This is a genomic window from Cohnella caldifontis (assembly GCF_029360585.1).
GTDB classification, from domain to species: Bacteria; Bacillota; Bacilli; order Paenibacillales; family Paenibacillaceae; genus Cohnella; species Cohnella caldifontis.
The window spans coordinates 179,739-192,700 of sequence record NZ_JAQZSJ010000007.1 but is presented as its reverse complement, the minus strand read 5'-3'; the positions used below and the strand labels follow the sequence as shown (position 1 = coordinate 192,700).

General features: G+C 59.5%; 14 protein-coding genes. 9 read left to right on the top strand and 5 right to left on the bottom strand.

The genetic code is table 11. From position 1 onward, the window contains the following. The first annotated feature begins 51 nt into the window (after nt 1-51). Nucleotides 52-2,061: a transketolase gene (tkt, locus tag PTZ19_RS12695; protein ID WP_276354915.1), complete on the top strand. Its 2,010-nt coding sequence runs from the start codon at nt 52-54 to the stop codon at nt 2,059-2,061. Nucleotides 2,062-2,119: 58 nt separating this feature from the next. Then, on the top strand, nt 2,120-2,437 hold the full coding sequence (ppnP, locus tag PTZ19_RS12690) for a pyrimidine/purine nucleoside phosphorylase (RefSeq protein ID WP_276354914.1): 318 nt from the start codon (nt 2,120-2,122) through the stop codon (nt 2,435-2,437). A 75-nt stretch (nt 2,438-2,512) separates the two neighbouring features. On the opposite strand, the gene PTZ19_RS12685 is transcribed toward ppnP, so the two are convergent. Beyond that, complete coding sequence (locus PTZ19_RS12685) at nt 2,513-2,767, bottom strand: hypothetical protein (protein ID WP_276354913.1); 255 nt, start codon at nt 2,765-2,767, stop codon at nt 2,513-2,515. Nucleotides 2,768-2,922: 155 nt separating this feature from the next. Between PTZ19_RS12685 and PTZ19_RS12680 the strand changes: the two genes are divergently transcribed. After that, entirely contained in the window at nt 2,923-3,720 is a 798-nt protein-coding gene (locus PTZ19_RS12680) for a protein-glutamine gamma-glutamyltransferase (RefSeq protein WP_276354912.1), read from the top strand. Nucleotides 3,721-3,825: 105 nt separating this feature from the next. Here PTZ19_RS12680 and PTZ19_RS12670 read toward each other — a convergent pair whose 3' ends face one another. Both PTZ19_RS12670 and PTZ19_RS12665 read right to left on the bottom strand, forming a co-directional pair. Beyond that, entirely contained in the window at nt 3,826-5,097 is a 1,272-nt protein-coding gene (locus tag PTZ19_RS12670) for an NAD(P)-binding domain-containing protein (protein ID WP_339329326.1), read from the bottom strand. Between the two features lie 132 nt (nt 5,098-5,229). Further along, nucleotides 5,230-5,805, bottom strand: a complete 576-nt coding sequence (locus PTZ19_RS12665) for a CGNR zinc finger domain-containing protein (RefSeq protein ID WP_276354911.1) — start codon at nt 5,803-5,805, stop codon at nt 5,230-5,232. Nucleotides 5,806-6,250: 445 nt separating this feature from the next. Between PTZ19_RS12665 and PTZ19_RS12660 the strand changes: the two genes are divergently transcribed. From PTZ19_RS12660 to PTZ19_RS12650, 3 genes are all read left to right on the top strand, one after another. Beyond that, nucleotides 6,251-6,742 carry a DinB family protein gene (locus tag PTZ19_RS12660; RefSeq protein ID WP_276354910.1) on the top strand — a complete coding sequence of 164 codons (492 nt, stop codon included), beginning with the start codon at nt 6,251-6,253 and terminating at the stop codon, nt 6,740-6,742. A gap of 879 nt (nt 6,743-7,621) precedes the next feature. Next, nucleotides 7,622-8,977 (top strand): glucose-6-phosphate isomerase, encoded by a 1,356-nt coding sequence (locus tag PTZ19_RS12655; protein ID WP_276354909.1) that lies wholly within the window; start codon nt 7,622-7,624, stop codon nt 8,975-8,977. Nucleotides 8,978-8,992: 15 nt separating this feature from the next. Next, on the top strand, nt 8,993-9,673 hold the full coding sequence (locus PTZ19_RS12650; protein ID WP_276354908.1) for a TerC family protein: 681 nt from the start codon (nt 8,993-8,995) through the stop codon (nt 9,671-9,673). 13 nt (nt 9,674-9,686) lie between these two features. On the opposite strand, the gene PTZ19_RS12645 is transcribed toward PTZ19_RS12650, so the two are convergent. Next, nucleotides 9,687-9,950: a YkgJ family cysteine cluster protein gene (locus PTZ19_RS12645; RefSeq protein WP_276354906.1), complete on the bottom strand. Its 264-nt coding sequence runs from the start codon at nt 9,948-9,950 to the stop codon at nt 9,687-9,689. 65 nt (nt 9,951-10,015) lie between these two features. On the opposite strand from PTZ19_RS12645, the gene PTZ19_RS12640 reads away from it, so the two are divergent. Beyond that, complete coding sequence (locus tag PTZ19_RS12640; RefSeq protein ID WP_276354905.1) at nt 10,016-10,648, top strand: YigZ family protein; 633 nt, start codon at nt 10,016-10,018, stop codon at nt 10,646-10,648. A 41-nt stretch (nt 10,649-10,689) separates the two neighbouring features. On the opposite strand, the gene PTZ19_RS12635 is transcribed toward PTZ19_RS12640, so the two are convergent. Beyond that, entirely contained in the window at nt 10,690-11,091 is a 402-nt protein-coding gene (locus PTZ19_RS12635) for a secondary thiamine-phosphate synthase enzyme YjbQ (protein ID WP_276354904.1), read from the bottom strand. Nucleotides 11,092-11,349: 258 nt separating this feature from the next. Between PTZ19_RS12635 and cysT the strand changes: the two genes are divergently transcribed. Together cysT and PTZ19_RS12625 are read left to right on the top strand one after the other, a co-directional pair. Beyond that, the gene (cysT, locus tag PTZ19_RS12630) at nt 11,350-12,165 is read left to right on the top strand and encodes a sulfate ABC transporter permease subunit CysT (RefSeq protein ID WP_276354903.1); all 816 of its coding nucleotides are present in this window, start codon (nt 11,350-11,352) and stop codon (nt 12,163-12,165) included. Next, nucleotides 12,162-12,959, top strand: coding sequence for a sulfate ABC transporter permease subunit (locus PTZ19_RS12625; RefSeq protein WP_276354902.1), 798 nt, complete (start codon nt 12,162-12,164; stop codon nt 12,957-12,959). The genes cysT and PTZ19_RS12625 overlap by 4 nt, the downstream gene beginning before the upstream one ends. Nucleotides 12,960-12,962 lie beyond the last annotated feature (3 nt).

The following is a 12,962-nucleotide window of genomic DNA, read 5'->3' as shown; positions in this document are numbered from 1 at the left end:
GGGGAACATGGTACAATAGCTGGATAGGAAAATGAGGAGGTTTCTGCCAAAATGTCTAATCCGAACATCGACCAGTTGTCCGTCACGACGATCCGGACGCTGACCATCGACGCGATCGAAAAAGCGAAGTCGGGCCATCCCGGCATGCCGATGGGCGCCGCCCCGATGGGCTATCAGCTTTTCGCGAAAACGATGAAGCACAATCCGTCCCAACCGCTGTGGATCGACCGGGACCGTTTCGTGCTGTCCGCCGGCCACGGATCCATGCTGCTCTATTCGCTGCTGCACCTGAGCGGATACGATCTTCCGCTGGAAGAGATCCAAAACTTCCGCCAGTGGGGCTCCAAAACGCCGGGTCATCCGGAGTTCGGACATACGGCGGGCGTCGACGCGACGACCGGTCCGCTCGGCCAAGGCATCGGCATGGCGGTCGGCATGGCCATGGCGGAAGCTCAACTGGCTTCTACCTATAACCGCGACGGCCACGAGCTGATTAACCACTATACATATGCCATCTGCGGCGACGGCGACCTGATGGAGGGCATCTCCTCCGAGTCGGCTTCGCTCGCGGGGCATTTGAAGCTCGGAAAATTGATCGTGCTGTACGATTCGAACGACATTTCGCTGGACGGCGAGCTGAACCTGTCCTTCTCCGAAAATGTCGCCAAGCGTTTCGAAGGCTATAACTGGCAAGTACTGCGCGTGGATGACGGCAACGACCTCGCCGCCATCGCTGCCGCGATCGCCCAGGCGCAAGCCGAGACGTCCAAACCGACGTTGATCGAAGTGAAAACGGTCATCGGCTACGGCTCTCCGAACAAAGGCGGCAAAGGCGGCCACGCCGGCCCGCACGGATCCCCGCTCGGCGCCGATGAAGCCAAGCTGACGAAGGAAGTCTACGGTTGGGAGTGGCCGGAGTTCCATGTGCCGGACGAAGTGCGCGCCCATTTCGCGGAAGTGAAGAAGCGCGGCGAGCAATCGTACGCGGCTTGGGAGAACAATTTCAACCGATATAAGTCCGCTTATCCGGATCTGGCCCGCCAGTTCGAGTTGGCGCTGGCCCGCGAGCTGCCGCAAGGCTGGGACGCGGACCTGCCGAAGTATTCGACCGAAGATAAACCAGTCTCCACGCGCGTCGCTTCCGGCAACGCGATCAATGGCTTGGCCAAAAACGTGCCCTACCTCGTAGGCGGCTCCGCCGACCTGGAGAGCTCCACGATGACGCACATGAAAGGCTTGCCGGTCTATAAGCCGGGCAGCTACGAAGGCCGCAACATTTACTTCGGCGTGCGCGAGTTCGGCATGGCCGCCGCGATGAACGGCATCTCGCTGCACGGCGGCCTGCGGGTTTACGGCGGCACCTTCTTCGTGTTCACGGATTACTTGCGCCCGGCAGTCCGCCTGGCTTCGATCATGCACCAGCCGGTCGTGTACGTGCTGACGCACGACTCCATCGCGGTCGGCGAAGACGGCCCGACGCACGAGCCGATCGAGCAGCTGGCTTCCATCCGCGCCATGCCGGGCCTGACGGTCATCCGTCCGGCCGACGGCAACGAGACGTCCGCGGCATGGGCGTATGCACTGCAAAACACGGCGAATCCGGTGGCGCTCGTGCTGACTCGCCAAAACCTGCCCATCCTGGCCGGGACGGCGGAGAAGGCGAAGGACGGTATCGCCCAAGGCGCTTATGTACTTTCCGAGGCGGCCAACGGCGCTCCCCAAGGTATCCTGATCGCCACCGGCTCCGAAGTGCAGCTCGCCGTCGCTTCGCAGAAAGCGCTGGCCGAGCAAGGCATCCACGTGCGCGTGGTCAGCATGCCGAGCTGGGATCTGTTCGACAAGCAGCCGCAAAGCTACAAGGACAGCGTCCTTCCGAAATCGGTCAAAGCCCGTCTCGCGATCGAGATGGCTTCTCCGTTCGGCTGGGAGCGTTACGTCGGCGACGGCGGCTCGATCCTCGGCATCTCCACGTTCGGGGCTTCCGCGCCCGGAGACCGCGTGATCAAGGAATACGGCTTTACGGTCGAGAACGTGGTCGAGCAATTCCGCAAGCTGATCTGACGAGACTCATACGCTTTAAGCTTACCCTAGATAGATCTACAAGGAGAGGAACCCGTCCATGTCCCAATTCGACAACGTGTCCGTCGTCAGAGAAGCCAACGTCTACTTCGACGGCAAAGTCACCAGCCGCACTGTGCTGTTCGCGGACGGCACGCGCAAGACGCTCGGCATCATGCTGCCGGGCGAATACGAGTTCGGCACCGGCAAGAAGGAAGTCATGGAAATCCTGGCGGGCGAGCTCAGCGTTCAGCTTCCCGGCAGCGACGAATGGCTCCGGATTTCCGGCACCGGGGAATTCACCGTGCCCGCGAACTCCAGCTTCAAGCTCAAGGTCACCCAAGTGGCCGATTACGTGTGCTCCTACCTGGACGCGTAAATCGGAGAAGCCGCGATAAGCCAAGCAGTCCGCTCCCGTCGGAGCGGACTGCTTTTGTTTTGGCCATGCTTGCCGTTAAAACCAGGGCCAATGGTGAAAGCCGCCGTACGGCGCCATCCCGTAAGCCCCAAGCGGCTGATGGCAGCAGGGACAGACGTGGACATGCTCATGATGGAACGGCATGTTGGCGGGCAAGTACGGCATCGTTTCGGGCATGATCGCGGCAGGCGAGACGGGCATCGGACCGATATTCGGCGCGACGTTCGGCGCCACGTTGACAGGCGCGACGTTCACGGGCGCAACATTGGGAGCCTTAAAAATGGGTTCCATGTTCGGGTTTTCCTCCTTGGTTTAGGTGGTATCAGCGTATGCCCATGCCGGGGACCATGACACTCGCCCTGCGAAAATGGGCGCAAATGGAGCGATCGGGCATGCCGCATGCACCCGCGGCATACGATGATCCATAAGGAAAGGAGGGGATGCCGGTGATCGAGATCTCCGGTACGCAGACGCCCGTCGACACGACGACATGGTCTCCTCTGGCGGCGGCGATTTACGCTCGGAAATGGAGCAGCCGGAAGGTGTACCGCTATTCCTCCGTTTCGCAGCTTCGATTCGAAATGGAGGCGAGGACGAGCATCGTGGCGGCGGCGGAGGAGATCAGCGGCAGCGGGATCCGTTTCGCCGACTTCAGGACCGCCCGGTGCAACGAGCGTTTCTGGACTCGAACGCCGCAAGGGGGGTTTCGAATCCGGGAGGACGTTCCTCCGTCGGCCGGGATCCGGGATATTTTCTCGAGCGGATGGAGCTACGCGACGGAATGCTCCACCGCGACCTCCATCGTGGTGTATAAAGGCGTGCTGGACGTGCTGGGCGATCCGGCGTTTAACCGTCTGTTCGCCGGACTGCTTCTTTATAACTGGCATGTAGACAGCGATTTGCGGCTGACCGCGCACCAAGGAAACGGGGAGTCGTATCCCGGAGACCTCATGTACGTCAACAATCCCGATTTCAATCCCGAAACGCCGCAATGGCGGGGAGAGAATCTAGTCAAAATCGGCGATGAATTCTATTACGGGCATCCCGTAGGCATCGTGCCGCTGCGAATGGTCATCGACGGGTTGAACGGCGTCCGCCGCCCGGGCAGCCTCGTTTCGGCTTATTTGACGGACGAGGTCGTCGAGCCCGATTACCGGTACCTGTCGCAATTCGCTCCCGGGATGCGGCGGAACGTAAGCGCCCACATCGGAGGACGACGTTACGGCGATCCGCCGCTTCTGTAACGACGCGGAAGTCACGCAAAAGGACCCTTGCCCGAATGAAGGGCAAGGGTCCTTTGCCTTGGCTGCCGGCAGGCTGCTGCCGACCGAATCCGGCAAGGGAATGCGTTAATTCCCGACTTGCCGGGCGATATATTCCTGCAGCTGGAGCTTCTGATAGAGGGGGAGCGCGGAAAGCAGGCAGCCGTAATGGAACAGGCCCTGCTTCTTTTCGATCCGAATGATGCGGCCCGTCATCGGCGGCAATCCCGCGTCGGGCGGCATATGGATGACGACGAACATGTCGTTCTCCAGCGGGAAGGACGAAGCGATTTGCAGGCCGTCCTCCGAAACGTCGTTCAGCACGCCCTCGACCGACTGGCCGGAGAACGAGCCTTCCTGCAGCCATTGGTACACCGAAACCATCACCGGGATGCCGAGCGGCACCCTTTCGCTTTTTCTGCGGTTGGAAAGGGCGGATGCCGATTCCGCTGCGGCGGCGACGGGGGGCGTGCGGTCGGAGATCGTCGTGCCGATCCATTCTTCGTAGATTCGGGCCAATGCGGACAAGTCGGATTCCCCGTGGCCCGCGGCCTGGCCGATTTGGAAAAGGCTTTTGGCCGATTCCAGCATCGGCGTGGATACGCCGAAACCGTCCGTCATCACGGATGAGAGCTTCAAGTCCTTCAGCATCAAAGCGAGGGAGAATTGCACGCTGAAATCATGGTCGATAATTTTGCGGCCTTTGAGGTCGGCCTGCTTGCTTGCGGCTCCGCCGGCCTGTACGATCCTTAAGAAGGCGGAAGCGTCGATCCCGCCTTTGGCGGCGATGGCCATGCCCTCGATGAGACCGGCCGCGTTAATGCCGACGATCGTGTTATGCGCCAACTTGGCCGTCGTGCCGCTGCCGTTCGGACCGGTGTGGATCACCTGCTTACCCATGGCCAGCAGGATGTCCCGGTTTTCCTCGAGGACTTGCGAATCCCCGCCGACCATGAACAGCAGGCTGCCTTCGATGGCGGCAGGCTTGCTTCCCGTGACGGGCGCATCCAGGAAATAAGAAAACTTGGCTTCGATATCCCGGGCCAGCTGCCGAGACAAAGCCGGGGAGACCGTGCTGCAGTCGATCACGGCCGTTCCCGGCTGCAAGCCGCCCAGAATGCCCGCTTCCCCGTAGTAAACCTCGCGAACCGCCTCGTCGTTGCTGACCATCGTCACGATCACTTCCGCGGACCGTGCCGTTTCCAGCGGAGAGGCGGCCGTTTCCGCTCCCAGTTGGACCAACTCGTCCGCCTTCCCCGCGGACCGGTTGTAAACGGTGACCGAATAGCCTTTGCGCAGCAGATTGGCCGCCATGGGCGCGCCCATTACGCCGAGTCCGATGAATCCTGCCGTTTTCATAGTGGATGGCTCCTTATCCGAGAATCGTGCTATCTTCTTTGTACCATAACCGGGGGTAAAACCGAAATAAGATGATGAGCTTCCGATCCGTCTGGCAATGGATTCTGATGGCGTACCATCGTCCAAAACGGATTAATTCGAAGGCGTTTCCGGACCTTGGACGTCTTGGGAAGCTTTGCGTTTCGCCCTAAACCGCCGGACTTTCATCAGATTACCGCACATTTTATCGTCGCAGTAACGTTTGGAGCGGTTTTTCGTCTCGTCGTAGTACACCCACAGGCAGTCCGGATTTCCGCAGATGCGCAGACGGGACGGCTCGCCTTGCTCCAGCATGCGCGCGAAGGAGGCGGCGATCTGGGCTCTTACGCCATTCCAATCGGCGCGGGAGGGGGACGTCTCCAGCCGGAAGCCCCCGTCCGCTTGAATCAACCGGTACCGGACCGATCCTTCCGACAGGATGGCGTTCAGGTTGTCCATGTCCGAAGGAGAGAGCGATTCCCCCGCGATCAGGCTTTGAACGATGCGCAGCATATCGGACCTCATTCGTTTGAGTTCACCCAATTCGTCGGGGGAAGGAATTCCCGGATTCGGAAGCCCGTATTCGTCCAGCCACCGCGCCAGCCATCCCGGCTTGTCCAGCCGATCCTCCGACCAACCCGTGCCGCGCCAATCGTGATAATCGCTGTTGAGAAAATCGTCCCATAACATGGCTGCGCGGCCTCCGTTCTCCGGTTTTCTCGTGAAGGGATCCAAGTGCCTGTCTGATGCTTCATCAGATCAAGTGCCAAAATGCGCCTGAAATCGAATGAAAATCGGTTCGCCGTTGAAAAAAGGGGACTTGAAGTGCATTTCAGCACTTAAACCGCTTCTGGGCCTTGATTTTGCGAGTTCAAGTGCATTTTAGCTCCCGATTCGCATTGGAGTCTCGATACAGGGGAAGTCAAACCGCTCTAGCATCCGAATCTTCGCAGTTCACTCGACTTAAAGCAAGCCGAATACCCGTTTCGTTCGGTCTGTCCCCTATTGTAACACCCTAAAATCTTTTTCACTAGTTACTTGCGGATGCGGACTGGTGCGTGTTATATTGAAGGCGCACCTTGTAACCAGCAATATGGATTTAATTCGTTACATACCCTAAGGAGGAATCTTCAGAATGAGCCGTATCGAACGCTTGCTGCAGGGATGGGATTACGCTTATGACAAAGAGGATTGGTACCCGCCTTTAGCGGACGCGCTCCGTGGGATTGACGCGGCAGAGGCTGCATGGAAACCCGAAAGCTCTTCCGTCAACTCGATTTGGCAAACGGTGAATCATATGATTTTTTACAAAGAGCGTCTGCTGAAACGGTTGACCGGCGAAGAGACCGAATATCCGAAGGGCGTTACCAACGACGATACGTTTTCGGTCGATGAAACCGGCGATCAGGCATGGAACGAGACGCTGGCGCGGTTGGACCGGGTTCACCGGGGAATCCGGGAAAAGCTCGCCGGGATGAACGACGCGGAGCTGGACGACGCGCTTCCGGGCGGCAAGCTGGAAGGCTGGGCCGACAGCCTGATCCGCCACGACGCCTACCATGCGGGGCAGATCATCCTGCTCCGCAAGCTCCGGGACACTTGGCCTGCAAACCGTTCATTTGAGTAACGCATACATGCCATAAGACAACGTGGGGCGGAAGATTAAGCCTGTGCGGCAGGCATAATGTCACCATCGAGCAGAGAGAGCGGAGGATTAAGCGTGCCCGGCAGGCTTAACGTCNACGTGGGGCGGAAGATTAAGCCTGTGCGGCAGGCATAATGTCACCATCGAGCAGAGAGAGCGGAGGATTAAGCGTGCCCGGCAGGCTTAACGTCACCATTGAGCAACGTGGGCGAAGGATTAAGCTTGTGCGGCAGGCTTAACGTTACCATTGAGCAACGTGGGCGAAGGATTAAGCTTGTGCGGCAGGCTTAACGTTACCATCGAGCAGCGAGAGCGGAGGATTAAGCGTGCCCGGCAGGCTTAATGTCACCATTGAGCAACGTGGGCGGAGGATTAAGCCTGTGCGGCAGGCAGGCTTAACGTCTGCACCGAGCAACGTGGCGAAGGATTAAGCCTGTGCGGCAGGCATAACGTCACCGGCAAAGATTGGAGTTTAAGCCGGTGAGACCGACTTAACGAGGCCAGCACGCAACGAAGGCGAAGGTTTAAGCCGGTGAGGCCGACTTAACGAGGCCAGCACGCAACGAAGGCGAGGGTTTAAGCCGGTGAGACCGACTTAACGAGGCCAGCACGCAACGAAAGCGAGTTAAGTCGGCGAGACCGACTTAACGTCGTCGACCCGCAACAAGTCTGCCTCCTGGGTCGGGGGGCCGCAAGTTGCACTGAGGAACGCGGAGGCTTCCGCCTGCCCGAACACGTTCAACCCCGTCCGCCATCACGGCGAACGGGGTTTTCGCATGCCGGAATGACTTGTGCCCGAAGGAAAATTTGAGTATGCTAAGAAGAAATTTGATCGTCCAGAATCGAAGGGGGACCTTGCAAGTGAGCAAAAGCGTACGTTTCGACTATTCCAAGGCTTTAACGTTCGTGGGGCAGCATGAGATCGACTATTTGGCGCCTGCGGTGAAGCTGGCGCACGAGCAATTACATAACGGTTCCGGCGCGGGATCGGATTACCTCGGATGGATCAACCTGCCGACCGATTACGACAAAGAAGAATTCTCCCGCATCCAGAAAGCCGCGGCCCAGATCCGCTCGGACTCCGACGCTCTCGTCGTCATCGGCATCGGCGGTTCTTACCTCGGCGCCCGCGCGGCCATCGAAATGCTGACGCATTCCTTCTATAACACGCTGTCCAAAGAACAGCGCAAGTCCCCGCAGATTTTCTTCGCGGGCAACAACATCAGCTCCACCTACGTCACGCATTTGCTGCAGGCGCTGGAAGGCAAAGACTGGTCGATCAACGTCATCTCCAAATCCGGCACGACCACGGAGCCGGCGATCGCCTTCCGGATTTTCCGCGAGGAACTGGAAAAGAAGTACGGCAAAGAAGCGGCGCGCAAACGGATTTACGCCACGACCGACAAAGCGCGCGGCGCGCTGAAGCAATTGGCGACGGCCGAAGGCTACGAGTCGTTCGTCATTCCGGACGACGTAGGCGGCCGTTACTCCGTGCTGACCGCCGTCGGCCTGCTCCCGATCGCGACGGCCGGCATCGACATCGAGGCGATGATGCAAGGCGCCCGCGACGCCCAGAACGAATATAACAACCCGGACCTCGGCACAAACCAGGCTTACCAATACGCCGCCGTGCGCAACGCGCTGTACCGCAAGGGCAAGTCGGTGGAAATCCTCGTCAATTACGAGCCCGGCCTCCATTTCGTATCGGAATGGTGGAAGCAGCTGTACGGCGAAAGCGAAGGCAAAGATTATAAAGGCATCTACCCGGCTTCGGTCGATTTCTCCACGGATCTTCACTCCATGGGGCAGTTCATCCAGGAAGGCAGCCGGATCCTGTTCGAGACCGTGCTTCAAGTCGGCGAGGTGCCGGAGCAGATCTCGATCCAGCGCGATCCGGACGATCTGGACGGCCTTAACTTCCTGGCCGGCCAAACGCTCGATTTCGTGAACAAGAAAGCGTTCGAAGGAACGCTGCTCGCCCATACGGACGGCAACGTGCCGAACCTGATCGTCAACCTGCCGGATATGACCCCGTACACGTTCGGCTACATGGTATACTTCTTCGAAATCGCCTGCGGCGTGAGCGGATACCTGCTCGGCGTGAACCCGTTCGACCAGCCGGGCGTGGAAGCCTATAAGAAAAACATGTTCGCGCTGCTCGGCAAGCCCGGCTTCGAAGAACAGAAAAAAGCGCTGGAAGCGCGGCTGCAGGGCTAAGGGCAGAAATTCGGAATGGATACAGAGTGGCTGCTCGGGCTGCTGCAGGTCATCCTGATCAACCTGGTGCTCAGCGGCGACAACGCGGTCGTGATCGCGATGGCCTGCCGCAGCTTGGAACCGGCCCAGCAGAAACGGGCGATCTTCTGGGGGACGTTCGGGGCGGTGTTCCTGCGGCTGGTCCTGACCTTCATCGCGGTATGGCTGCTGCGGATTCCGCTCGTCGAAGCGGCGGGCAGCTTGCTGCTGCTGTACATTGCTTTTAAGCTGCTCAAGGGAGAAGAAGAGGAGCACGCCGCTTCCGGACGCCTGACGATGGGACAAGCCATCCGCACGATCGTCGTCGCCGACCTGATCATGAGCCTCGACAACGTCATCGCCGTCGCCGGGGCCGCGCAAGGCAATTGGCTTTTGATCGTCATCGGGCTGGGCATCAGCATTCCGTTGATTATCTGGTGCAGCCGTCTGCTGACTTCGATCATGAACCGCTATCCCATCCTGGTCTGGCTAGGAGCGGGACTGCTCGGATTTACGGCGGGAGAAATGCTGGTGAAGGACGAATGGGTCCATGGATGGCTCGAGCCTTGGATTTCCGACCTGCCGTATTTGATCCCGGCGCTCATGTGCGTCTTGGTGATTCTGTTCGGGATCGCAACCTCGCGCAAGTCCGGCAAACGGATGCACGGGGAAGGGTAGTCCCCCGCCCCCGTTATTTCCGTCTCGGAGCCGTCAACCGCTCCCATTCGGCCAACCGGCGGAACGCCTCTTCATCGGCGTCCCCGCACATTTCTTTCGACGCCTGCAGGCTGACGCAGACGGCCGGCCTTTCCGGCCTGCCGAACAGCTTGCAGGCGTTGTTTTCCGTCAGCTGCACGCAGCGTACGCCCGCCGGCTTGCCCTTCGGCATGCCGGGAATCGGCGATGAGATCGACGCGGCGATGCAGCAGGCGGCGCATCCGACCCGGCATTCCATGCGGAGCCACCTCGCTTCGTTTTTTTCGTTCATCTTGAATTTTTCAGGGAAATGGGGAAAAGGCCATGCTGGAGCGTTACGCGACCGTAAGGGACTACGGCAGCGCGGAAATCGTCATCAAGAAGTCGCGTTTTATCGGGCATGCCCGGCCGGTCAGCTCCGAGGAAGAGGCGGTCCAATTCATCGAACAGCTGAAAAAGAAATACTGGGACGCGACGCACAACTGTTCGGCCTACGTGGTCGGCGAGCGCGACCAGTGCCAGAAAGCGCTGGACGACGGGGAACCGAGCGGCACGGCGGGCAAGCCGATACTGGAAGTCATCAAGAACCGCGGCCTCAAAAACGTCGCGGTCGTCGTCACCCGCTACTTCGGCGGCATCATGCTCGGAGCCGGAGGGTTGGTGCGAGCCTACACGGACGGCGCGGTCGTCGGCATCGACGCGGCGGATCCCATCGTGAAGGTGCTTCACCGCGAGATCGCCGTCGACATCGATTACACATGGTACGGCAAACTCGAAAACGCGCTGCGGGATCGGGGCATCCGTACGGGCGAAGTCAGCTTCACCGACCGCGTGCGCGTGCTTTGCCTGCCGGAGGCGGGCGAAGCCGAACGGTTCCGCGACTGGCTCGTCGATTTCACGCAGGGACAAGCCCTGATCGAAACCGGCGAAGAGCGCTACTTCGTCGATGGAGAGTAGGCCGATCGGAGAGACTTTGAGCCCCTTCAAAGATCCCGATGTTACCCCTTCACGATTTTCACGCAAAACTCCCGCTCCCGGGGGCCGTCGAACTCGCAGAAGTAAATGCCCTGCCATCGGCCGAGCAACAGGCGGCCTTCCGCTACGATTACCGTCTGGGACGTGCCGGTCGTGATCGCTTTCAGATGGGCGGCCGTGTTCCCTTCCGCATGGCGGTATTTCGGATGCTCCCACGGATACACCTCGTCCAGCCGCATCAGCACGTCGCGTTTCACGTCCGGATCGGCGTTCTCGTTGATCGCGATGCCCGCCGTCGTATGCGGACAATACACCAGGGCGATGCCATCGAACCGTCCCTCCCTCCACACCAACGCCTCCACTCTGCGCGTGATGTCGATCATTTCGTCCCTTTTTCCCGTTCGGATCGTTTCCCGGTACAGCATGCCGGATCTTCCTCCTCAACATTGCGTCATGGAATGCGGACGGGAGCCCCAAATCCCCGCTTGTCTGGAACCGCCCATAAACAAAATGAATACAGTACATAAGTTTCTTTAATAAAAATCGGTTAAAGCCTATTCGGAACGATTGACGGAACAAGCATGTATTTGATAAAGTATCAATACCGACTAAATTAATAGGAATTATGGTTATTTTGGTCAAACGACAGCGGATTTTTCGAATTGCGGGAGGTACGCGACAACGTGAGCTCCAAGTTTCAGAACCGCTGGTGGGGCTGGGGATTCCGCAGTGCCGTCATGCTGTATTTTATCATATTGATCGTGCTTCCGATTCTCGGCATTTACGGTCAATCGTTATCTGCCGGCTGGCAGGCGTTCGCGGATAACATCACCGAACCGCTCGCCTGGAAATCCGTGCAGCTCACCGTCATCATGGCCTTGATCGCCACCGTCATCAACATCGCGATCGGGACGATGGCCGGCTGGGTCTTGATCCGTTACCGGTTCCCGGGACGAAGCCTGCTGAACAGCATGGTCGATCTGCCGTTCGCGCTGCCGACGGCGGTAGCCGGCCTCATGATCCTCCTGTTGCTCGGACCGCAAAGTCCGGTCGGCCATTGGGCGGAGCAGCTCGGTTTCTCCATCCTGTTCCATCGTCCCGCGATCGTGATCGCCATGGTATTCGTCACGTTTCCCTTCGTCATCCGGGCGGTGCAGCCGCTGCTGGAAGAACTGGATCCGGCGGAAGAGGAAGCGGCCTATACGATGGGGGCGTCGAAGAGGAAAACCTTTTTCCGCGTCATTTTCCCGAACATGCTGCCCGGCATCGTAAGCGGCGCGATGCTGGCGTTCTCCAGGGCGCTCGCCGAGTTCGGGGCCGTCGTGCTCGTGGCCGGCAACATCCCGGGAAGAACGCTGATCGCATCGGTCTACATTTTCGGCGAGATCGAGAGCGACAACGCGGCCGGCGCGGCCGCCGTCAGCGTCATCCTGCTAACGTTGTCGTTCCTCATCCTCTGGCTCGTCAACCATTTGCAATCGCGGAGGAAAACGGCATGAGGCGGCTGTGGATCGGATTGACGTTTCTGGTATTCGCGCTGCTGCTGGGCGCCCCGGTCGTGCGGATCGCCATGGGGGCTTGGGATGAAGGATGGCGGGGCTTCGCGAACGGGCTGACCCGGCCGGAGGCGGTGCACGCCCTGGCCATGACCGGGCTCATCGTGGCCGCGGTGACCGTCATCAATACGTTTTTCGGCGTCATCTTTTCCATGTATCTGGTCAGGGCCGCATGGCTGGGGCCCCGTTTGAAAAAACTGCTGAACAGCATCGTGGATTTGCCGTTCGCGGTATCCCCCGTGATCGGTGGCCTGATGATCGTGCTGCTGCTGGGGCCGGATTCGGCGCTCGGCGGGCTGCTCGGAGCAGCCGGCATTAAAATCGTCTACGCGTTGCCGGGCATGATCCTGGCCACCTTGTTCGTGACGTTTCCGCTCGTGATCCGCGAGGTGATGCCGGTCCTGCAGGAGATCGGCACGCAGCAGGAAGAAGCGGCCTCCATGCTCGGGGCCTACGGGTGGACGACGTTCCGGAGGGTCACTTGGCCGCAGATCCGTTGGAGCGTCGTATACGGCGTCGTTCTGACCGTCGCCCGCTCCCTCGGGGAATTCGGAGCCGTGTTGGTCGTATCGGGCAACATTCTGTTCAAAACGCAAACCGCGACGACCTTGGTCTATCAAGACGTGGAAAACTTCAGCCTGACGTCGGCGAACGCGGTGGCGCTCGTATTGGCCGCGGGTTCGGTTGCCCTTCTGCTGCTCATGGAATGGGCGAAATCCAGGCAGAAGCATGTATAAATT